The organism is Pseudomonas sp. LBUM1673 (genome assembly GCF_059695645.1).
The window spans coordinates 4,546,639-4,567,077 of the sequence record NZ_CP166780.1; the positions used below are offsets into that span (position 1 = coordinate 4,546,639).

Annotated in this window: 22 protein-coding genes; 11 read left to right on the top strand and 11 right to left on the bottom strand. The window is 55.1% G+C overall.

The window, feature by feature from the left end; genetic code table 11:
- Positions 1 to 90: 90 nt before the first annotated feature.
- Complete coding sequence (locus ACA044_RS20960) at positions 91 to 1,929, bottom strand: long-chain-acyl-CoA synthetase (protein WP_497443085.1); 1,839 nt, start codon at positions 1,927 to 1,929, stop codon at positions 91 to 93.
- Between the two features lie 345 nt (positions 1,930 to 2,274).
- On the opposite strand from ACA044_RS20960, the gene ACA044_RS20965 reads away from it, so the two are divergent.
- Positions 2,275 to 2,553 (top strand): DUF3509 domain-containing protein, encoded by a 279-nt coding sequence (locus ACA044_RS20965; protein ID WP_497443086.1) that lies wholly within the window; start codon positions 2,275 to 2,277, stop codon positions 2,551 to 2,553.
- Positions 2,554 to 2,677: 124 nt separating this feature from the next.
- Here ACA044_RS20965 and mtnC read toward each other — a convergent pair whose 3' ends face one another.
- The 5 genes from mtnC to aroC form a co-directional block, all read right to left on the bottom strand.
- Positions 2,678 to 3,361 carry an acireductone synthase gene (gene mtnC, locus ACA044_RS20970; protein ID WP_497443087.1) on the bottom strand — a complete coding sequence of 228 codons (684 nt, stop codon included), beginning with the start codon at positions 3,359 to 3,361 and terminating at the stop codon, positions 2,678 to 2,680.
- A 4-nt stretch (positions 3,362 to 3,365) separates the two neighbouring features.
- A complete protein-coding gene (locus ACA044_RS20975; protein ID WP_497443088.1) occupies positions 3,366 to 3,911 on the bottom strand; it encodes a 1,2-dihydroxy-3-keto-5-methylthiopentene dioxygenase in 546 nt (181 codons plus the stop codon).
- A 100-nt stretch (positions 3,912 to 4,011) separates the two neighbouring features.
- Positions 4,012 to 4,632: a methylthioribulose 1-phosphate dehydratase gene (locus ACA044_RS20980; RefSeq protein ID WP_497443089.1), complete on the bottom strand. Its 621-nt coding sequence runs from the start codon at positions 4,630 to 4,632 to the stop codon at positions 4,012 to 4,014.
- Positions 4,629 to 5,774, bottom strand: coding sequence for an MFS transporter (locus tag ACA044_RS20985; RefSeq protein WP_497443090.1), 1,146 nt, complete (start codon positions 5,772 to 5,774; stop codon positions 4,629 to 4,631). Before ACA044_RS20985 ends, ACA044_RS20980 begins: the two co-directional genes overlap by 4 nt.
- A gap of 33 nt (positions 5,775 to 5,807) precedes the next feature.
- On the bottom strand, positions 5,808 to 6,899 hold the full coding sequence (gene aroC, locus ACA044_RS20990) for a chorismate synthase (protein WP_497443091.1): 1,092 nt from the start codon (positions 6,897 to 6,899) through the stop codon (positions 5,808 to 5,810).
- Between the two features lie 85 nt (positions 6,900 to 6,984).
- Between aroC and ACA044_RS20995 the strand changes: the two genes are divergently transcribed.
- The gene (locus ACA044_RS20995) at positions 6,985 to 7,983 is read left to right on the top strand and encodes an alpha/beta hydrolase (protein ID WP_497443092.1); all 999 of its coding nucleotides are present in this window, start codon (positions 6,985 to 6,987) and stop codon (positions 7,981 to 7,983) included.
- A 99-nt stretch (positions 7,984 to 8,082) separates the two neighbouring features.
- Positions 8,083 to 8,874, top strand: a complete 792-nt coding sequence (locus tag ACA044_RS21000) for a hypothetical protein (RefSeq protein ID WP_497443093.1) — start codon at positions 8,083 to 8,085, stop codon at positions 8,872 to 8,874.
- Positions 8,875 to 8,998: 124 nt separating this feature from the next.
- Here ACA044_RS21000 and prmB read toward each other — a convergent pair whose 3' ends face one another.
- Positions 8,999 to 9,907: a 50S ribosomal protein L3 N(5)-glutamine methyltransferase gene (gene prmB / locus ACA044_RS21005; RefSeq protein ID WP_497443094.1), complete on the bottom strand. Its 909-nt coding sequence runs from the start codon at positions 9,905 to 9,907 to the stop codon at positions 8,999 to 9,001.
- A gap of 239 nt (positions 9,908 to 10,146) precedes the next feature.
- Between prmB and ACA044_RS21010 the strand changes: the two genes are divergently transcribed.
- The 7 genes from ACA044_RS21010 to ACA044_RS21040 all read left to right on the top strand — a co-directional run bounded on the left by ACA044_RS21010 (position 10,147) and on the right by ACA044_RS21040 (position 15,029).
- Positions 10,147 to 10,737, top strand: coding sequence for a cysteine hydrolase family protein (locus tag ACA044_RS21010; protein WP_497443095.1), 591 nt, complete (start codon positions 10,147 to 10,149; stop codon positions 10,735 to 10,737).
- A 131-nt stretch (positions 10,738 to 10,868) separates the two neighbouring features.
- Entirely contained in the window at positions 10,869 to 11,189 is a 321-nt protein-coding gene (locus ACA044_RS21015; RefSeq protein ID WP_497443096.1) for a hypothetical protein, read from the top strand.
- A 75-nt stretch (positions 11,190 to 11,264) separates the two neighbouring features.
- Positions 11,265 to 11,822, top strand: coding sequence for a Smr/MutS family protein (locus ACA044_RS21020; protein WP_497443097.1), 558 nt, complete (start codon positions 11,265 to 11,267; stop codon positions 11,820 to 11,822).
- A 400-nt stretch (positions 11,823 to 12,222) separates the two neighbouring features.
- Positions 12,223 to 12,390, top strand: coding sequence for a transposase (locus tag ACA044_RS21025; RefSeq protein ID WP_497443098.1), 168 nt, complete (start codon positions 12,223 to 12,225; stop codon positions 12,388 to 12,390).
- 161 nt (positions 12,391 to 12,551) lie between these two features.
- Positions 12,552 to 12,887, top strand: coding sequence for an IS66 family insertion sequence element accessory protein TnpB (gene tnpB, locus ACA044_RS21030; RefSeq protein ID WP_497443099.1), 336 nt, complete (start codon positions 12,552 to 12,554; stop codon positions 12,885 to 12,887).
- Between the two features lie 61 nt (positions 12,888 to 12,948).
- Positions 12,949 to 14,508, top strand: a complete 1,560-nt coding sequence (gene tnpC / locus ACA044_RS21035) for an IS66 family transposase (protein ID WP_497443100.1) — start codon at positions 12,949 to 12,951, stop codon at positions 14,506 to 14,508.
- A gap of 14 nt (positions 14,509 to 14,522) precedes the next feature.
- A complete protein-coding gene (locus ACA044_RS21040; protein WP_497443101.1) occupies positions 14,523 to 15,029 on the top strand; it encodes a P-loop nucleotide/nucleoside kinase family protein in 507 nt (168 codons plus the stop codon).
- A 415-nt stretch (positions 15,030 to 15,444) separates the two neighbouring features.
- Here the strand turns inward: ACA044_RS21040 and ACA044_RS21045 are convergent, their stop codons facing one another.
- Complete coding sequence (locus ACA044_RS21045) at positions 15,445 to 16,173, bottom strand: hypothetical protein (protein WP_497443102.1); 729 nt, start codon at positions 16,171 to 16,173, stop codon at positions 15,445 to 15,447.
- 256 nt (positions 16,174 to 16,429) lie between these two features.
- Between ACA044_RS21045 and cysC the strand changes: the two genes are divergently transcribed.
- Positions 16,430 to 17,023 carry an adenylyl-sulfate kinase gene (gene cysC, locus ACA044_RS21050; protein WP_497443103.1) on the top strand — a complete coding sequence of 198 codons (594 nt, stop codon included), beginning with the start codon at positions 16,430 to 16,432 and terminating at the stop codon, positions 17,021 to 17,023.
- A gap of 317 nt (positions 17,024 to 17,340) precedes the next feature.
- Here cysC and ACA044_RS21055 read toward each other — a convergent pair whose 3' ends face one another.
- From ACA044_RS21055 to ACA044_RS21065, 3 genes are read right to left on the bottom strand one after another with little or no spacing between them, the layout of a single operon-like run.
- Complete coding sequence (locus ACA044_RS21055; protein ID WP_497443104.1) at positions 17,341 to 18,171, bottom strand: sulfotransferase family protein; 831 nt, start codon at positions 18,169 to 18,171, stop codon at positions 17,341 to 17,343.
- The gene (locus tag ACA044_RS21060; RefSeq protein WP_497443105.1) at positions 18,164 to 19,321 is read right to left on the bottom strand and encodes an acyltransferase family protein; all 1,158 of its coding nucleotides are present in this window, start codon (positions 19,319 to 19,321) and stop codon (positions 18,164 to 18,166) included. The genes ACA044_RS21055 and ACA044_RS21060 overlap by 8 nt, the downstream gene beginning before the upstream one ends.
- A complete protein-coding gene (locus ACA044_RS21065; RefSeq protein WP_497443106.1) occupies positions 19,318 to 20,355 on the bottom strand; it encodes an ABC transporter ATP-binding protein in 1,038 nt (345 codons plus the stop codon). The genes ACA044_RS21060 and ACA044_RS21065 overlap by 4 nt, the downstream gene beginning before the upstream one ends.
- Between the last annotated feature and the right edge of the window lie 84 nt (positions 20,356 to 20,439).

Here is a 20,439-nt window from a genome sequence, read left to right on the forward strand (position 1 = left end):
TTTCCCGAGCGGTCCGGAACCTGTCACTTCTTTTTTCTCATGGTTTGCCATAGCTATATTCAATAAGAGCCACATTCAATAAAGACCACATCAATAGCGGTACCTGCCAGCGCGAATGTCCGCCAACACCTGCTCGGTGACTTGCACGTAAGTCTGGGTACCCGGCAACCAGGCGTAAATCGGGTCATCGCCGGTTTTGTTCGGGTCGAAGGCTTCGTCCTTGAGTCGCGTCTTCTGGTATTTGAAGGTCCCGGTAGTCTCCATTTTCACTTTCACTCGCAGGAAAAGTGGCACCGCATAGGCAGGCATTTGCTGCCTGGCGAAAGCCAGCAACTCGCTGAAATCCAGCGTCGCCAGAGATTCGGCCGGAGTGATTGCCGCCATCCCCGCCCGCCCGTTGGTGTTGTGGATTTCCACGCCATAAGCCACGGCTTCGGCGATATGCGGGTGTTGCAAGAGAATGTTTTCGACCTCGGTGGTCGAGACGTTTTCGCCCTTCCAGCGGTAGGTGTCGCCCAAGCGATCAACAAACTGTGCGTGGCCAAAACCGATATTGCGCAGCAGGTCACCGGTATTGAAGTAACGGTCGCCCTTCACGAACACATCGTGAAGCACGACTTTTGCAGTCTTCTGCGGATCGGTGTAGCCGTCCAGCGGAGCCTTGTCGTCGATCCTCGCCAACAAAAGACCCTGCTCGCCCTTGGCCACTTTACGCATGAAGCCCTTGGCATCGCGCGTGGGTGCGCCGCTGTTGTGGTCGTACGCCACCAGCTCCCAGGACATCAGGGAAAAACCGATGGTGTTGTCGAAGTTGAGAATGTTAGTGAAGCCGATATTGCCGTCGCTGGCGGCGTAGAGCTCGCAGATATGGTCGACGGCAAAACGCGTCTTGAACTCGCTCCATGCACCGGGACGCAGGCCATTGCCGATCATCTTCGTCACGCTGTGCCGACTGTCGTCGACGCTGTGCGGTTGATCCACCAGGTAGCGACACAATTCGCCGACGTAACCGAGGGTGGTCGCCCGGTATTTGCGCACGTCGCTCCAGAACTGGCTGGCGCTGAACTTGCGGCGGATGGCAAACCCCGACGCCCCGCTGATCGCCGAGCCCCAGCACACGCAGAGCCCGGTGGCGTGGTACAGCGGCAAGGTGCAATAGACGATGTCCTGGGGCTGCATGTCCAGGGCAATCAGCCCGAAGCTGGCGGAGCTGCGCATCCAGCGGCCGTGCTTGAACACACCGGCCTTGGGCAACCCAGTGGTGCCCGAGGTGTAAATATAGAAACAAGGGTCGTCGAAAAAAACCTGCCGGCTGCTGACGGGGTTATCGCTGGACGCGTCGCAGCTGGCCGTCATCAGGTTGATGAAGCCATCGGGCGAATTGCCCGGATGACGGTAAGTGTCTTGATCGGCGACAAACCAGGTGCGCGTCGCGTCGATGGACACCCGCTCGCGGACCGCATTGAAGGCCGGAACCAGCTCTTCTCCGACCACGATCGCCACGGGTGCCACCAGGTTCAGACTGTGAGCGAGGGTGTCGCGGGTCTGTGAGGTATTGAGCAAGGCGCTGATCGCGCCGACCTTGGCCACCGCCAATATTGTCACCAACAGTTCCGGACGATTCTCGATAAAGATCGCCACCACGTCGCCCTTGCCGATACCTTGGGCGATCAGGTGATGGGCGATGCGATTGGCCCATTGATTGACCTGTGCATAAGTGAGCGCCACCTCGCCCTGTAGCAAGGCCGGGCCATCGGGATTGCGCAACGTCGCCTGCTCGAAGCTCCAGCCGAGACCACACGGTTGGGTCGGGTCCTTGATGTTGGCGACTTTCATGCCCTTCACCACCCGCGGAATGGCTCTGGCAATGGAAGGCAGCTTGCGGAGCATCATGCCCCAGGTGATCGTGTCGTTCAGCGTGCGGCTCATGGTTGCTCCCGTTCGATTTTCTTATTGTCGGGTGGCGTTGATTGAGGCCGAAAATACGTCAGCGCTTCTTGAGCTGTACACGCGGTTTTTGCAATGTTTTGTATCCGCGACCGAAGCGTTCGGCCGAGACCTTCGAAAAGTGGAACCCTGGTTCCATCCAGTTGTCGACGACCACGCAAAATGCAGGATGCACGATGGCCATTCATGCAAATTGCACGAAGGCCAAAAAACATTAAAAAGATAAACTATTGATTTATATAAAGTTTTAAAAAATAGGACGCTGGCACAATCACTGCAACTACCTCTCCATTGTTGCCCTTTAAAGCACTCACGGAGCCGATAGACATGAGCCTGATCCAGGAAAAATTTTCGTCGCTGTTCTCCAACTTCGAAGTGACCACCCAGCCACGGCCTGACGGCGGCATTCTGCTGACCCTGCGCAGCCAGGAAGGCAAAGTCTTCAAACGTTCGATTTCCTACCAGCAATTGCATGCCGGCGATCAGCTGTCGTGGGTGATCAGCGCGATTCGCCGTGACATCGCCGAACAAGCCAGCGAACTGCCGCAAATCTCCATGTTGCAAAGCCAGCAACGGTTTGCCCTGCCGACCTATCACTCGGCATAAACCGTAACAGTCGCGCAATCCCTGTAGGAGCAGAGCTTGCTCGCGAAAGCGGTGTGCAATTCAACATTGATGTTGCCTGACACACCGTCTTCGCGAGCAAGCTCTGCGCCTACAGATTATGGGTTTACAGGGCTGAAGGATCGATCCGGGCAAAACTGTGCACCGTCACATGCCCTGCCAACTCCCTGCCCTCACGGGCCAAACCACAGGTTGCCATGCCAGCCGCACGCGCCGCGTCCAGCTCCTCGACGATGTCCGACAGAAACAGAATCTGCGCCGCTTCCAGGCCGATGGATTGTGTAATGCGCTCGTAGGACTGCGCTTCGCGCTTGGGCCCCGAAGTGGTGTCGAAATAGCCGCTGAACAGTGGCGACAAATCTCCCGCGTCCGAGCAACCGAAGATCAGTTTTTGCGCCTGAATCGAGCCCGAAGAATACACAAACAGTTGATAGCCTTCCTGGTGCCAGCGCTTGAGCGCTTCAACGGCGTCCGGGTAAACGTGGCCTTTCAACTGTCCGGCCTGATAACCCTGCTCCCAGACCATGCCTTGCAACGCCTTGAGCGGCGTGGCCTTGCGGTCTTCGGCGATCCAGTCCAACAGGATTTCGATCACTCGCTCGACGTCGGCGTCAGGTTCACTGTTGTCCCGGCGAACAGCCGCCAGCTGCTCTGCTACATCCGCGCGTTCGGCGTGCTGGCGAACAAACTCTGGCAGGTGTTTGGCGGCGTAGGGAAACAACACGTCGAACACAAAACTCACCGCGCTGGTGGTGCCTTCGATGTCGGTGAGAATCGCTTTGATCGGCATCGGTTCAGTCCTCGAGACCCGGGAAATGGCTGGCGATGTTGTCGCCGGTGAAGTTCGCCACCCAACCTTCCGGGTTGTTGAACAGACGGATCGCAACGAAATGCGGATGCTCGCCCATGTCGAACCAGTGCTTCGTGCCGGCCGGGACCGAGATCAGGTCGTTTTTCTCGCAGAGCACCGCGTAGACGTAATCGCCGATGTGCAGGGTGAACAAGCCACGGCCTGCGACGAAAAATCGTACTTCGTCTTCGCCATGGCGGTGCTCGTCGAGGAACTTGGCGCGCAATTCGGCTTTTTGCGGGTGATCGCTGTTCAGGCTGACCACGTCGACGGTGATGTAACCGCGCTCGGTCATCAACTTGTCGATTTGCTCCTGGTACGCGGCGATCACTTCTTCCTGGCTGGCACCGGGCTGGATTTTCGCCGCGGCTTGCCAACGGTCGAAGCGCACGCCCTGTTCGGCCAGGGTCGAGGCGATGTCTTCGAAGTGGGTCAGCACCTTGTTCGGTATTTCGGGACTTGAAACGTGATAAACGGACAGGCTGCTCATGGGGCAATTCCTCGGTATCGGCGCCGCCTTCCGGCTTTTTACAGGCCGGTCAGACAGCGCATTTCATCAGGCGATGGGGCGACTTCAGGCGAAGTAAGCCTTAACGGTTCAACACGCTGCGAGTCTTCAACTCGCATTCGAACAAAAATTCAAAGGCTTCGATTTGCCGCAGCGCGTCGCTCATGCGCGCGCCCCATGTGTAGAGGCCATGGCCGCGAATCAGGTAGCCGACGCAATCGGGATGGGCGTCGAGCCAAGGCTGCACCTTGGCGGCCAGCCGCGCAATGTCTTGATCGTTGTCGAAAATCGGCACGCGCACCCGAGACTCGTGGGTCGATACGCCGCTGAAGGCCTTTTGCAGCTCGTAATCTTCAAATTCGATGAACGCTTCCGGCGTCAGGCGCGACAGCACCGTGGCGTTCACCGAATGGGTATGCAGTACCGCGCCGATCTCAGGGCGCCAGCTGTAAAGCTGAGTGTGCAGCAGGGTTTCGGCGGACGGCTTTTTGCCGGGCTCCAGGCTATTGCCCGACAAATCAGTGGCCAGCACATCATCAGGGCCCAACTGGCCTTTGTGCTTGCCAGACACCGTCAGCAAGGCTTCGGTCGGCGACAGTCGGGTCGAATAATTGCTGCTGGTGGCCGGCGACCAGCCGCGGCCATACAGAAAGCGCCCGGCTTCGATGATTTCCTGGGCGAGGTGTTCACGGGTAAGGCTCATGGCCTGTCCTCTTGCATACGTGTGGCAATGATAACGGCAGCGGCGAAGGCTGCGAGACTGGCAATACTAAAGGTCAATGTGGCGCCGAGGGCATTCCAGCTGTAGCCGGAATACAACGCGCCCAGTGCACCGCCGGTGCCGGCCAGTGCTGCGTAGAGCGCCTGGCCCTGGCCTTGCTGACGGGCGCCGAAGCTACGTTGCACGAACTGGATGGCCGCCGCGTGAAAGCTGCCAAAGGTTGCCGCGTGCAACACCTGCGCAAACAGCAGCACCCAGAGGAATTCGGCAAAGGAACCTAGCAGCAACCAACGCAGGGCCGCCAGCAGGAAACTGGCCAGCAGCACCCGGCGCACCGAGAAGCGCGCAAGGATTTGGCTCATGGCCAGAAACATCAAGACTTCGGCGACCACGCCGACCGCCCAGAGCATGCCGATCAGCCCGCGACTGTAACCGAGTCGCTCAAGGTGCAGCGTCAGAAAGGTGTAATACGGGCCGTGGCTCATTTGCATCAACGCCACGCAACCGTAGAACGCCAATACCCCAGGGTTGCGCAATTGCTTGAGGAACCCCTCCCCCGTCACCCGATCGCTCTGGACCGGTTGGGCGTTGGGCACCCACAAACTGCTGACGACGATCCCGGCCATGATCAGCACCAGTGCAACAGGATACACATCCAGGCTGAGCCATTCGAACAACCGCCCGAGGGCAACCACCGTAATGATGAAACCGATGGAACCCCACAAGCGGATCTGGCTGTAGCGAGACGTCTGCCCCTGCAAATGCGCCAGGGTGATGACTTCGAACTGCGGCAACACCGCGTGCCAGAAGAACGCGTGCAAGGCCATGACCATCGCCAGCCACACGTAGCTTTTGCTGACGAAAATCAGCGAGAAGGTCAGCAGCGTACAGACCGCGCCGAAACGCACGATAGCCAGACGTCGCCCGGTGTGGTCACCGAGCCAGCCCCAGATGTTCGGCGCCACGCAGCGCATGAGCATCGGGATCGCCACCAGCTCGCCAATACGCGCACTGGAAAAGCCCAGGTGATCGAAATACAGCGCCAGAAACGGCGCCGTCGAACCGAGCAAGGCGAAATAGAACAGATAGAAACTGGAGAGCCGCCAGTACGGGAGCGCCGCCACGTCGTCAGACCGCAGCGGCTATAAGGTCAGCCATTAAAGCTGACCCAGCACCGGAGTGCTCACGCGTACATCGACGTTCTGCCCACGGTGACGCAGCAGGTGATCCATCAACACGATGGCCATCATCGCTTCGGCAATCGGCGTGGCGCGGATGCCGACGCACGGGTCGTGACGACCTTTGGTGACAACCTCAACCGGGTTGCCATGGATGTCGATGGAACGGCCCGGCGTGGTGATGCTCGATGTCGGCTTGAGCGCCAGATGCGCAACGATCGGCTGACCGGACGAGATGCCACCCAGAATGCCGCCGGCGTTGTTGCTGAGAAAACCTTCGGGGGTCATTTCATCGCGGTGTTCGGTGCCGCGCTGGGCGATGCTGGCAAAACCGGCACCGATTTCCACGCCTTTGACCGCATTGATGCTCATCAGCGCGTGGGCCAGTTCCGCGTCGAGGCGGTCGAAGATCGGCTCGCCGAGACCGGGCATCACGCCTTCGGCGACCACGGTGATCTTCGCGCCGACCGAATCCTGGTCACGACGCAACTGGTCCATATAGGCTTCCAGCTCCGGCACTTTGTCCGGGTCGGGACTGAAGAAGGCGTTCTCTTCCACCGAATCCCAGGTCTTGAACGGGATTTCGATCGGGCCGAGCTGGCTCATGTAGCCACGAATGACGATGCCCTGGGTGGCCAGGTACTTTTTCGCAATCGCCCCTGCCGCCACGCGCATGGCGGTTTCACGGGCCGAGCTGCGACCACCGCCGCGGTAATCGCGCTCGCCGTATTTGTGGTGGTAGGTGTAGTCGGCGTGGGCCGGGCGGAACAGATCCTTGATCGCCGAGTAATCCTTGGACTTCTGGTCGGTGTTGCGGATCAACAGGCCGATGGCGCAACCGGTGGTGCGACCTTCGAATATGCCAGAGAGGATTTCGACTTCGTCGGCTTCCTGACGCTGGGTGGTGTGGCGGCTGGTACCGGGCTTGCGCCGGTCCAGATCGCGCTGCAGGTCCTCAAGGGAAATCTCCAGGCCCGGCGGACAGCCATCGACAATGGCGACCAACGCCGGACCATGGCTTTCGCCCGCGGTGGTGACAGTGAACAGCTTGCCGTAGGTATTGCCGGACATGCAGGACGCTCCGTGAAATCGAACCTAAAATACGTAATACGCGCCAGTATACGCAGGCTACCCGACTAGTTCATCCTCGAACCTTATGGGTGCCTGCGAGTCCAACCGGCACCTTGTTGTTGATGGCGTGATGATGCTGCGAGTTCTAGCCTTGAGCCTTACCCTGTTTACCGGCTTTGCACAGGCCACTGTCCTGCAACGCCCGATCACATTGGACACGGGCAGCGGCGAGCTTTTCGGCTCGCTGTTGCTGCCCAAGTCCGACACGCCTGTGCCGGTTGTCCTGATCATTTCCGGCTCCGGCCCTACGGATCGTGACGGAAACAACCCCGACGGCGGACGCAACGACAGCCTCAAACGGCTGGCCTGGGTGCTGGCCAAACACAACATCGCCAGTGTGCGTTACGACAAGCGCGGTGTCGCGGCGAGCCTCGCTGCGACTCCGGACGAACGCAATCTGTCGGTGGAGGCCTATGTGGCCGACGCCGTGGCCTGGGGGCAAAAGCTCAAGGCCGATCCGCGTTTTGGCAAACTGATTTTGCTGGGCCACAGTGAAGGTGCGTTGATCACCAGCCTGGCGGCGCCAAGCGTCGATGCCGCAGCGGTGATTTCCATGTCCGGCAGCGCCCGGCCAATCGATCAGGTGCTGCGCCAGCAGTTGAGCAATCGTCTGCCCCCGCCGTTGATGCTGCGCAGCAATGAGCTGCTCGACAGCCTCAAGGCCGGCCACACCGACGACAACGTGCCGCCGCAGTTGCAGGTGATTTTCCGCCCCAGCGTGCAGCCGTATCTGATATCGCTGTTTCGCCAGGACCCGGCCGCCGCTTTTGCCAAACTGAAAATGCCGGCGCTGATCATCCAGGGCAGCAACGACATTCAGGTCGGTGTGGGTGACGCCAAGGCGCTCAAGGCCGCCAAGCCGGACGCCGAACTGGCGCTGATCGAAGGCATGAACCACGTGATGCGCATCGTGCCCAACGACGTGAAACGGCAATTGGCCTCCTATAAAGATCCGCAATTGCCGCTGGCGGCCGAACTCGGCGCGCGAATCCTCGAGTTTATTGACGGACTTCGCCCCAGTTAAGCGCTGTTTGCCCTCCAGTCCTGAAAAAAACGGCCGATAAGCCTTTGTCGCCAGCGCAATGGCTGGCGGCAAGCAGGGCTTGGACAGGATCTCGCCGTTATGACTGATACCCAGACTTCACCCGACACCACCGCTGAAAAAGACGCATCGCCAGCGGTCGAGCTGCCGTGGGCGGACGTCCACGTCGAGCACCACAAAATGCTCCGCCTGGCGCCGCTGCAAACCGACCGCAACACTGGCGGACGGCCGTTGCGCTTTGTCGAATTCGGTTATGCCGAACGCAACAGCAAGGAACACAGCCTGCTGCGCATGACCATCAAGCTGCCGGCCCAGCGGGTGCGCAAAGAACAGAATCATCTGGACGTGTGGGCCGATCACGCCACCAAACGTGTGCATTTCGGGCCGGAAAGCGGCTTGCAGATCGAGCCGATGAACCGCGGCATCGGGCGTTTCATGGCGGCTCATGGCATTACTTGGGCGAAGAAAAGATGGCCTGCCTACACCGTCGACGGCACTGACCTGAACAACAAGGATGCGCTGAACGAAGACACTCGCCTGCGCCGCGATCACTTTCTGCGGGTGCACGGTTTTGACGTGGTCTACGCCGATGCCCAGCATTTGAAGGGCAGTGTTAAAGAGGTACAAGTCGGCGATTTGCTGGGTGACTGGAACAGCGAAAAGCTGCAACTGGTGGAAATCCTCGAAGCCGCGCAAATGCTCCAGCAAGCCGAGCAGAACCTGGCGGAACAGGAAGTCAAACTGAAGAAGCACGAAGAAAAGGTCAGCAAGTACAAACGCGAGGACGCCGGGCTGCGTTTTACCATTACCTGTCTGGTGGCGTTTGCGGTGTTTCAGGCGGGGTTGTTGATCTGGATTGCTACGCACCGCTGAAGACTTGAGATCGCGGCGGGGCCATTCGCGGGCAAGCCTCGCTCCTACAGGTTTAGTGTGTACCCATCATTTGGACACGACAAAATCTGTAGGAGCGAGGCTTGCCCGCGAAGGCTTTCTACGGTCAGACGCGAGAAGCGAACAGCGCCTGATGATCACGGCACTGCTCCGCTGTCAGCATGAACACCCCATGCCCACCGCGCTCGAACTCCAGCCAGGCAAAGTCGACTTCCGGGTACAACGACTCGACGTGAACCTGGCTATTACCCACCTCAACGATCAGCAAACCCTTCTCGGTCAGATGATTCGCTGCCTCGGCGAGCATGCGGCGCACCAGGTTCAAACCATCATCGCCACAGGCCAGGCCCAGCTCGGGTTCGTGCTGATACTCATCCGGCATGTCAGCGAAATCTTCCGCATCGACGTAAGGCGGGTTCGACACGATCAGGTCGAAACGTTGACCCGGCAAACCATCGAAACCATCGCCCTGAACAGTGAACACCCGCTCGTCGACACCGTGGCGCTCGATGTTCTGATTCGCCACTTCCAGCGCTTCGAACGACAGGTCGGCCAGTACCACTTCGGCGTTCTGAAACTCGTAAGCACAGGCGATGCCGATGCAACCGGAACCGGTGCACAGGTCAAGAATGCGCGCAGGTTCGGCACCCAGCCACGGCTCGAAACGTTTTTCGATCAGCTCGCCAATTGGCGAACGCGGAATCAGTACGCGCTCGTCGACAATGAACGACAGGCCACAGAACCAGGCTTCGCCCAGCAGGTAAGCGGTCGGAATGCGCTCCTCGATACGGCGCTTGAGCAAGCGTTGCAGATGGACCAGCTCGTCTTCTTCCAGACGGCAGTCCAGATAGCTGTCAGCGATTTCCCATGGCAAGTGCAGCGCACCCAACACCAGTTGACGGGCTTCATCCCAGGCGTTGTCGGTCCCATGGCCGAAAAACAGATCCTCCCCATGGAAGCGGCTGACGGCCCAACGGATATGGTCACGCAGGGTACGAAGTCGGGAAGTGATCACGGGGGCAAACTCCAGAAAAAACGACTGACGATTCTAACAGCCAAAAGGCGCCGCGACGACGCAGGAAAAACACCGGATCAGATGTAGGATTCTTCTATTTTTTCAGCAGGCTATTGAACAGAACGAGTATCTTGACAAGGCTGCGAGCCAACAACGGCGGTGCCTACGATGGTAGCGATTCACAGAAGCGCTCAGCCAGAGGACAATGTCGCAAAAGCCCCACTCGAAGGAGCCCCAGAATGTCCGTTCCAAAAACGATGTTTCAACTCAGCGGCCGTGGTTATGCAGCGGCCAATCTGGGTCATGCGACCCTTGTCATCATCGATGCCCAGAAAGAATACCTCAGCGGCCCCCTGGCACTGAGCGGCATGGATACTGCCGTCGCGAACATCAAACAACTGCTGGCCGCTGCCCGTGCGGCAGGTCGCCCGATCGTGCACGTGCGTCATCTCGGCACTGTCGGTGGGCTGTTCGACCCGCAGGGCGAGCGCGGTGAGTTCATCCCGGGCCTGGAGCCGCAGGTCGACGAAACCATCATTGGCAAATTGCTGCCGAGTGCGTTTCACGGCACTGAACTATACGATCGCCTGCAACAACTGGGCTCGCTCGACCTGATCGTCTGCGGCTTCATGAGTCACTCCAGCGTCAGCACCACCGTGCGCGCGGCGAAGAACCTGGGTTTTCGCTGCACTCTGGTGGAAGATGCCTGCGCGACGCGGGATTTGCCCTGCAAGGGCTCAATCCTCAGCGCCGAACAGGTTCAGCAGACCGAAATGGCGATCATGGCGGACAACTTCGCCACCCTCGCCCTGACCCGCGAGCTGATCTGATTGACTTTCAATGAGCGGTCTATACCGCCGCTCATCCGCAAAAGCCTCTCATTTGCTGTAATTGCCCTAGCCTCAGGAACATCCCGGTCAACTCCCGGTCGAAGGGCCGATACCCATTGAGGAAGGTCGGAATGAAGTTATCCGATGGTTTTGATGCACGCCGCTTGCGGCCCAAGGGCCAAAGCAACTGGCGTTTTCGCTTCGGCGCAGCGTTCGCTGCCCTGCTGGCGATGTGCGGCGTGTTGCTGGCGATGGCCGGCGCGGCCAGTCTGCTGGGACGGCCACCGGCGTTGGGCGAGTTGAATGCCAGCCCGCTGGGCTCGGCGATCATTCTGGCCGTTGGCCTGTTCGTGCTGTACATCGGCGTGTGGCTGTGGCGCCGCTGCCGTCGTCGCTCGCGCCAGTCGCAAGCGCTGAACATGGCCCCGCACCTGATGAAAAAACACGACTAAGCCCAAAGCCGGACGTTTTGTCGCGCCCCATTCGTCCCGACTTGGGTAAACTGGCCACCCTTCGCGGAGGCTGACATGCAAGACGACGATTTTTTCCTGTTCAAAAGCGCGATCAAAGGCGTCAAGCCGATCAAGCACGATCGCGCCGAAACCGGCAAACCCAAGGCCGACCGCACACAAATCGCCAAGCTGCGCCAAGCTGCCACAGTGCGCACCGATGCCACCACCGTTGATGGGCTGTCCGATCAGTTCGTCATTGATGTGGGCCCCGAAGATGAGCTGATGTGGGCCCGCGACGGTGTCCAGGAAAGCCAGATGCGCAAGCTCAAGATCGGACAGATTCCGTTCGAAGGCAGCCTCGATTTGCACGGCATGAGCGTGGAAAAGGCCCGTGAAACGCTATGGGCGTTTCTGGCTGAAGCGACCAAATTCGAAATCCGCTGCGTGCGCGTTACCCACGGCAAGGCCGTGCGTCTGGACGGCAAGCGGCCGATGATCAAGAGTCACGTCAACACGTGGCTACGTCAGCATTCACAGGTGCTCGGCTTCACGTCGTGCCAACCGAAACACGGCGGCGCCGGAGCGGTTTATGTGATGCTCAAACGCACCATGATGGAAGGTCGCGACGAGTGATGCCGTCGCTTCACGCTTGCAGCGCCGTGTCCGTCACCGTACCTTTGCCCTTTGCGTAAAATCCCACAGGTAGTTTCATGTTCCTGGAACAGAATTACACCGACATGCTAGGGGGTGTTTTCTAGATAGCCAGGGTCAATAAAACTGGGCGTTTCATACTTAGGCCTACGCGATTTCACGCGCTAAAACCTACCCATTGGTACGGAAATTGGGGGAGTGCAGTTCCCCCCACTTGCCCAAACGCCCTCTGCGCTATCGTCATGTAGCAACTTATAAGCAAACCGATGGAGAATCAGGGTATCCGTCCGGCCAAGTCATCTACACGGCCTCGCAAAGCCAAGACATGGTGTGCACTTAAATTTAAGTGGGCACCAGCTCTAGCCTTTTAAGCGGGTATTTTATGCAGCCACAACGCCGTTCCTACTCCAAGTCCTTCAAGGCTCAGGTCATTCAAGAGTGTGCCCAGCCCGGCGCTTCGATTGCCGGCATCGCCCTCAGCCATAGCCTCAACGCTAATCTCGTCCACAAATGGATTCGGGTGCATGCGCAGAAAAGCATGGTGCTGTAACCTGCATTCATTCCGTTACCCATCCAGTTGGCCGGAGCAAATCCGAACGCAGCATCGGCGAATATCTGCGTTGAGATCCAGTACCCACGGGGCACCGTCAAAGTGAACTGGCCAACCGAAAGTGCTGCTGCCTGCGCGATCTTTCTTCGAGACTTGCTGCGATGATCCGCATCGATTCCATCTGGCTCGCCACTGAGCCGATGGACATGCGCGCCGGTACCGAGACGGCATTAGCCAGAGTGATCGCGGTGTTCGGTGCGGCGAAGCCGCACTGTGCTTATCTGTTCGCCAACCGCCGCGCCACTCGGGTGAAAGTTCTGGTGCATGACGGCTTCGGGATCTGGCTGGCGGCTCGCCGTTTGAACCAAGGCAAGTTCCACCGGCCAGGCATTCGCCAAGGCTCTGAAATGGAGTTGGATACGGAGCAACTCCAGGCGTTGGTGTTGGGCCTGCCATGGCAGCACGCGGGCACCGTCGGCGCAATCACACTGCTTTAACAGCTGCCATTAGCCTATCGATCTATCGCCGTGAATTGTCTGGTCTGGCAAAATCGGCACCATGACTTCTCTCCCCAATCTCGACCACTTTACCCCTGAACAACTGCGCGCTTTGACGGCGCAGTTGATGCAGCGTGTCGAGACGCTCGATCAGCAAGTCGAGACCATGGGCAAGAAAATCAACCGCGATCAAACGGTTATCGAGAAGCTGACCCACGAGATAACACAACTCAAGCGTTTGAAGTTTGCCAAGCGCAGCGAGCAGATGAATCCTGAGCAGGCCAGCTTGCTCAATGACCTGATCGATACCGATATCGCGGCGATTGAAGCAGAGCTTCAAGCCTTGCAAACAGCGTCAGCGGCGACCGAGAAAAAGCAGAAGCCCAAGCGCACGGCATTGCCGGCTGAGTTTCCACGCACGTTGATCCATCACGAACCTGACAACACTCACTGCCCATGTGGCTGCGCACTCAAGCGCATCGGTGAGGACGTCAGCGAGAAGCTGGACTACACGCCCGGCGTGTTTACCGTTGAACGTCATGTCCGTGGCAAGTGGGTATGCGATGACTGCGAAACGCTGATCCAGGCACCCGTTCCGGCGCAGATCATCGACAAAGGTATCCCGACTGCCGGGTTACTGGCCCACGTCATGATTGCGAAGTTTGCTGACCATCTGCCGCTTTACCGTCAGGAATCGATCTTCGGTCGTGCCGGCTTGACGATTCCACGTTCAACTTTGGCTCAATGGGTTGGCGTTACTGGGGTGCAGTTGCAACCTCTGGTCGATGCACTGCGCGAGGTAGTGCTTGGGCAGCAGGTTATCCATGCCGATGAAACGCCCGTGCAGATGCTCGTGCCGGGCTCAAAGAAAACCCACCATTCTTATGTTTGGGCCTACGCCACCAGCCAGTTCTGCGAAACAGTAGCTGTTGTTTATGACTTCAGCCCTAGCCGCGCCGGCGAGCATGCTCGCAACTTCCTGCAAGACTGGAAGGGCAAGCTGGTGTGTGATGATTTTGGTGGCTACAAGGCCAGTTTCGAACTGGGCGTGACTGAGATCGGCTGTATGGCCCATGCGCGGCGCAAGTTCTTCGAGCTCCACGCGACCAACAAAAGCATGCTCGTCGAACAGGCCCTGCGCTACATCCAGTTGCTTTACGAAATCGAGCGTGAAGTGCGCGACCTGGAGCCGGATTTACGGCGCCGAATACGGCAAGAAAAAGCCGCGCCGGTAATGGAGATGCTGCATGCCTGGATGCTGGCCCAGCGCGGTCTCGTGCCTGAAGGCTCAGCCATCAGCAGAGCACTGGATTACAGCCTGAAACGCTGGGCAGCGCTGTCGCGCTACCTTGACGACGGAGCCGTACCCATTGACAACAATTGGGCCGAAAACCAGATCCGACCTTGGGCTCTTGGACGCAAGAACTGGCTCTTCGCAGGGTCGCTACGCAGCGGAAAACGGGCGGCGGCGATCATGAGTTTGATCCAGCCGACACGGCTCAACGGGCATGATCCGTATGTCTATTTGAAGGACGTGCTCACGCGGCTACCGACGCAGCGGGCGAGTGGGATTGCGCAATTGCTGCCCCATAACTGGCAGACACCCAGGCTAACTCACTAACCAAAGGACATAGAATGCTCATTGTCTTCAGCGGCCTTCCAGGCACCGGAAAAACGACTATCGCAAATGACCTTGCTACCCAAACAGGCGCCGTTTATCTGCGGATCGATACGATTGAACAGGCTATTCGAAACTCTGGTGCTCTTGCACAAGGTGTGGGGCGGAGTGGTTACATGGTCGCCAATGAGCTTGCTTTGAGTAATCTTCGTTTTGGCAGCACCGTCATAGTTGACTGTGTTAACCCAGTAATCGAAAGCCGAAAGGCGTGGAGCGAAATCTCCTCACGCTCTGGTGCCCCATTAGTAAATATCCAAGTGATCTGCTCCGATAAACATGAACACCAGCGCCGGGTAGAAACAAGGAAGATTGATATTCCTGGGCTGGCTCCACCAACCTGGCAGTCTATACTGGATCACGAATATGAGGCGTGGGATGACGCTCCGTTTAGCATAAACACCGCCCTGACATCCCCGGCGCAGGCTGTGGCGATGATCACAAAACGATTTTTTTCCAAGCAGTAGCGTCGGCTAAGCCCAAGGTTGCAAGGTGTGATTAGCGGACGCTTACCGCTGTTCTACGCGCTATGGCGATTACAAAAAATAAACCCAAGAACATTGCTAAATGACGTCGAAACTCTATAGTTGCTGCCTTAAAGAAGATCGACTGTAAGGATAGATTCAGGTTCTATTTCTTACATTGAGCTGACGCCAATATCCGGCAATCCCACACCCCAGTTGTGGCGAAAGGAACTTACGAGAACAAGTTCGCTCGGGAGGAGCCCTTATGCAATTAACACGATGGGCAAAGCACATTCTAAGCAGTGCAGAAACGCAAGGAGGCCAATCAAGTGTTTGGTAAGATTAGTAAAAATCGAGCGGGGACTGCTAGATAGAAGTAGATCAAATCACAACTAGCATTGTCCCCACTCAATATTTTTTACAAAGAGTGCCGCCCCAAAACCAAGTCACTCTTTTTCTCTGCGCTAATGATGTCCACAACACCGAAAGCCGCTTCCATTTTTTCGATCCCACCTTGTCCACGACGAACGTCGGTAATTACAACACCGGTCGACTTGACCCGCTCGGAAACCGCATTGAGATACTCATCAATCGGGTAATGAAAACCCCATGATTTGCGCGATATGACGCAGTCAAAAGGCTCGGCGCTTCGAATATCCCAAGCACCAACTTCACACAACACTATATTTTTCTCTTCCACACCATTTAGAAGCAAAAATTGTTTTGTAACATCCAACGACGCACTAAATTTATAAGTCTCGTTAAAACCAGTAGGTGCGATATCGGCAGGCGTTAGGTTCCCAATGTCAATTGATTGATCAAAGAGATACAATACCGGCTTCTCACCTTGAATTTGATTATAAATCAACAAGGGAATTAGCCCGATACCGCACCCGATATCTAAAATTCTCCCGCACTCTTTAGGAATATGGGGTGCAATATTGTTAAAATACAAGGCACTTGCTGTAACGACAGAGTCAAGAAAAGCAGTCTGAAACTTCTCGCTGCCTTTCAAAGTCTCAAAGATGTCCTCCCCTTCCCGCTCGTATTGTCGGCGAACCTCGGCGGAAGCACTTTGCGCCAGCAGCACCTGAAGTGCGGCCATAGGGTATTTCAAACCTCGAAATTCGATGGTTTCAGTACTCATTTTCGTCCTCGATGCATATATCAATAGATTCAAAAACCACGCCCAGCCGTCTATCCGTAGAGCCTGCAACAGCGGGAATAACGCAGCTAGACATCGCTACACCAACCGAACTGAAAGCTGCGCATGATACTACGGCATCCCGCCATCGTCGCCAATTTATGGCTTATCAGTAGTTTCTGCAGCCGAAATCGCACCAATATCCGTTACACTATGCGCAACTGGAAGCTCACCGAATTGACGGAATGGATAGATTCGCATGACTAAAAATCTCGTCGCGCAAGCGACATTGGTAGGTAGCGATCAACGGGGTCGCTTGAAGCACCAGCGTCCGCTGGTGATCTGGCTTACAGGTCTCAGCGGTGCGGGTAAGTCAACGCTAGCTAACGCCCTGGAATTGGCCTTGACGGAGAATGAACGGCATACCTACCTATTGGATGGCGATAATGTTCGCCTAGGACTTTGTCGCGACCTTGGATTTAGTGACGCAGACAGGGAGGAAAATATTCGACGCATATCGGAAGTAGCAAAATTATTTATTGATGCAGGGCTCATAGTGATTACAGCCTTCATCTCGCCCTTCCGTAGTGACCGCGACTTAGCAAAATCAGTAATTGGAGCCGCATCTTTTATAGAAGTATTTGTTGATACCCCACTTGCCGAATGCGAGCGCCGAGATCCTAAAGGACTGTACGGTAAAGCCAGACAGGGACTCATCAAAAATTTTACAGGAATCGATTCCGTCTATGAAGCCCCTCTGACCCCTCAAATAAGAGTCGATACCACTGCAGAACCTTTGACTGCATCCGTAGAGCGAATTCTCAGCTTTATTGACGCGCGACTAAGAAGTTGAGTACATCTAATCATGTTGCCCTGAAACGGACCAGCACGCTTTACCCTGACCTAAAGACCAACCACCCTACCCAAAAAAACAACACCAGACAATTAAGCCAAAGACTTGCAAACTAAGCACTTGCGAGTCTTCCCACAAGCAAAAGAATGCGTCGAACGGCCAGTATGCCTCGAAAAGCTCCTACACCAAAAACGGACGTCACGGAGGTGCCCGATGCATAACCGTCTTGATATTCACAAATAGCAGATATCAAGACGACCTCATTGGAATCAAACTCTCAAAAAAACCGAAGAATCAATCTGCCGAATGCAACACTATCAGAGGCCCACCAATGACAAGGCAACGGCAGGATATAGATCACTGTTAAACCTTTTAACATAATTTGCAACATGAGGGTTCTGACTGATAGCCAGACGAACCGCATCATTGAGAAAGACCCGATCATAGTGTTTAGCAGGATCATCAACCATCACGTTTTGGTAACGCTGATCCACACCAACAAATGAATTTATGGAAGCAACCGTTTTTTCGAACTCAAAAACGAGGCTCTCATATTGAATATGCAGCACATCCTTACTAGTCTCGACCTTACAAATAGCTTGATACGCTTCACCCCACGCATCAATCATTTTTTCAACATCTGTAATTGCCTTCCACCAATCTTTACCTTGCCTAGACATCTCTGTACGACGCAGCATAGAATTAATTACGTCGTAAGGATTGCGAGTAATATGGAGGTATTTTACTCGTGGCAGCAACAGCAAACTTGACAATTCCTTGTAGTAGTTAGGCAGCTTATCCCCCCAAAGTACAAGCCCATGATCTCCACCAAGCCTCTTGTGATGAAACTTATAAAGATAGCGAATCGCGGGCCAGACGGACTTATCTGAAAAATTATGACTATGAATATTGTCAACCGTTAGCGTCTCACGTACGGAAAGCTCCCGCATACCACCTGCGAGCCCCTGCGAACGACGCTCCCGTGTCCCCAATGCTTTATTGAACACCTTAAGCATATTCAGAAGGTTCTCCTCTGAAGATACATAAGTCTGAACATTCGAATTGAGCACCTGCAAAAGCGCAGTAGTGCCGCTTCGAGGAGCCCCACCAATCAACAATGGGGACGACAACATTTCAAGGTTAGCCATGCTTCGCTTCTCTTCTTCCAAGCCGTGAGTGTTTACCGGTCATCACCGGGTAAAATTTCTTTAATGACAATAACGGTTTTTCTATAAAAATAAAGGAAATACTCGCCAAGCCTAACGAAAACAAGCCAACTACAATAAACAGCAAATAAGGTTGCACCACAGAAGGAAAAAACTCTTGATTGCGTGCAACCCACTCAACTCCACCAGGCCTAGCTATATAGTGAATGACGTAAACGCCGTAGCTAATACGCCCAACCCACCTGAATGCTTTCCATTCCAGTATTTTCACCAAGCCACCGCTCTGATGCTGTAGGACGTACGCGACCAGTGTCAGAGAGAACAGCGCAAAACACAAATGAGCTACCGAGGAGTAAAAAACATCCTGATTTATACCATCTCGAAAAAAAGAAAAATAAACAGACACCAGGAACAAAATCAGAATACCCACCAACAGAGCTGGCTTGCTACCCACCCAGGTCATAGCGGAAGGCTTATAGGCCAGCAGCCCCCCCAGACAGAGGCCCTCTACACATCCCCACAAAGGGTGTGTTGCATAATTCCATACATAGAATCCACCACGAGCAGCAAACGAATAGGCGAGAACTATCTTTATCAGCAAGCCGGATATCAAAAGCAAGATAAGCCAAAGACAAGAACGATGAGGAGGCAGGAAAATTACAAAGAAAGGAATTATGAGATAAAACTGTTCTTCAACCGCAAGCGTCCAAAAATGATCAGCATTACCAAACGAAATATCGAAAAAGAAGGAATAGTTCGACGAATAAAACAACAACCAAGACAAATGCTCCGTCACATTCAAATCCTTGGCAACCCAATAAAGATATGCAAGCGCCAAATAATATAGTGGGAAAATCCTTAGCACCCTCCGATAATAAAATACGGAGAACGCCGAAAATCTGGTACTTACACCTCTACTAACATGACGCCGCAACTCTAAAAGTGACTTGGTAACTAAAAAACCACTGATTACAAAAAAAAGAATTACGCCAACTCGACCAAAATGAAAAAAATCAAGGACTGTATCGGGGCGGGGCCACAGATGGGATACCAGTACCATTAGTACTCCAATAGCACGTAATCCATCCATACCTTTAATATGCGACTGACCTATTTCACGCTCACGGCTCATCTAAAACCCCACAGAGCAGTGCACCGTACCATTACAGCATTATAATACTCACCGCCAACTCGGAACGGCACCGACTCCGGTATACACAAGTGGTCAACTTCATCCGCACTTGTCACCTGCAAGGAGAGCGAACAAGCCCCCGGACTCAGCTCGACCGGTCCAAGACTTGCTGTCACCGATGTTACTCTGACAGGCGAGCGTGTAGCGCAGCGAGCAGAATTCCAATCCATAATTATACTCTGTGAAGCGTCTCTGAGAAGTACACGATGTTGAGCACCATGAGGTAGTCGTGAGACATCAATTTTCAATTTTAGCATCTCACCATAGCCCAAAATTCGCCCCAACTCGAATGACACATCATTCACAAATAGAGAAATGGAAGTTAGTTCGGCATTATAACCACAACCACGCTTTAGATCGTTCAGTCCGCTTAATTTATCCTGGTAAAGCTCGAGTACTTTCTGGACACTATCATCGAATAGAATACTCCCCTTTTCTAAAAAACCTTTTTCTAAAAAAACACCTCTATTGCAGATCCGCGCTACCTGCCCTATTGAATGCGATACAAATATCACTGCGGCATTTCGAGCTAGTTCGTTAACCCGCTCATAGCACTTCAAGCGAAAAGCCAGACCACCAACAGCCAATACTTCATCTATTATTAAGATATCTGGCTTCATGGCTGACGAAGCAGCGAATCCCAATCGCGATTTCATACCAGAACTGTAGAACTGAACCGGCGAGTCAAAGAACTCGCCAATGTCCACAAATTCTTCTACCGCACCCAAGTAACGCTTGAGTGACGTGCCGCTCTTACCCATAAGCCGGCCACGTAGTACGACGTTATCTCGGCCACTTATAACAGGGGAAAACCCTGCACTCATTTCCAATAGAAAACCTAATTCTCCGAGGTCATTCACTTTCCCTCGGTCGGCAGCGAGCCTCCCTGCTATACACTTGAGCAAAGCACTCTTACCAGCTCCACTTTGCCTTACCAAAGCCAGAACTTCACCTCGCTGTAGTGAGAAGTTCATATCGCGCAGAAGTCACGAAGTTCAGGATTCCCTGGACCTCGGGCAAATGCACCGCAGAGTACATCTCTAGCTGCGTATTTTACT

Coding starts and splice junctions, on each gene's coding strand:
- ACA044_RS21000 (WP_497443093.1), top strand. CDS start 8,083: ATGACTGATACCCAGACTTCACCCGACACCACCGCTGAAAAAGACGCA.
- ACA044_RS21015 (WP_497443096.1), top strand. CDS start 10,869: ATGAAGTTATCCGATGGTTTTGATGCACGCCGCTTGCGGCCCAAGGGC.
- aroC (WP_497443091.1), bottom strand. CDS start 6,899: ATGTCCGGCAATACCTACGGCAAGCTGTTCACTGTCACCACCGCGGGC.
- cysC (WP_497443103.1), top strand. CDS start 16,430: ATGACTAAAAATCTCGTCGCGCAAGCGACATTGGTAGGTAGCGATCAA.
- ACA044_RS20995 (WP_497443092.1), top strand. CDS start 6,985: ATGGGTGCCTGCGAGTCCAACCGGCACCTTGTTGTTGATGGCGTGATG.
- ACA044_RS21045 (WP_497443102.1), bottom strand. CDS start 16,173: ATGAGTACTGAAACCATCGAATTTCGAGGTTTGAAATACCCTATGGCC.
- ACA044_RS21010 (WP_497443095.1), top strand. CDS start 10,147: ATGTCCGTTCCAAAAACGATGTTTCAACTCAGCGGCCGTGGTTATGCA.
- ACA044_RS21020 (WP_497443097.1), top strand. CDS start 11,265: ATGCAAGACGACGATTTTTTCCTGTTCAAAAGCGCGATCAAAGGCGTC.
- tnpB (WP_497443099.1), top strand. CDS start 12,552: ATGATCCGCATCGATTCCATCTGGCTCGCCACTGAGCCGATGGACATG.
- tnpC (WP_497443100.1), top strand. CDS start 12,949: ATGACTTCTCTCCCCAATCTCGACCACTTTACCCCTGAACAACTGCGC.
- mtnC (WP_497443087.1), bottom strand. CDS start 3,361: ATGCCGATCAAAGCGATTCTCACCGACATCGAAGGCACCACCAGCGCG.
- ACA044_RS20960 (WP_497443085.1), bottom strand. CDS start 1,929: ATGAGCCGCACGCTGAACGACACGATCACCTGGGGCATGATGCTCCGC.
- ACA044_RS21055 (WP_497443104.1), bottom strand. CDS start 18,171: ATGGCTAACCTTGAAATGTTGTCGTCCCCATTGTTGATTGGTGGGGCT.
- ACA044_RS21060 (WP_497443105.1), bottom strand. CDS start 19,321: ATGAGCCGTGAGCGTGAAATAGGTCAGTCGCATATTAAAGGTATGGAT.
- ACA044_RS21065 (WP_497443106.1), bottom strand. CDS start 20,355: ATGAACTTCTCACTACAGCGAGGTGAAGTTCTGGCTTTGGTAAGGCAA.
- ACA044_RS20975 (WP_497443088.1), bottom strand. CDS start 3,911: ATGAGCAGCCTGTCCGTTTATCACGTTTCAAGTCCCGAAATACCGAAC.
- ACA044_RS20980 (WP_497443089.1), bottom strand. CDS start 4,632: ATGAGCCTTACCCGTGAACACCTCGCCCAGGAAATCATCGAAGCCGGG.
- ACA044_RS21040 (WP_497443101.1), top strand. CDS start 14,523: ATGCTCATTGTCTTCAGCGGCCTTCCAGGCACCGGAAAAACGACTATC.
- ACA044_RS21025 (WP_497443098.1), top strand. CDS start 12,223: ATGCAGCCACAACGCCGTTCCTACTCCAAGTCCTTCAAGGCTCAGGTC.
- ACA044_RS20965 (WP_497443086.1), top strand. CDS start 2,275: ATGAGCCTGATCCAGGAAAAATTTTCGTCGCTGTTCTCCAACTTCGAA.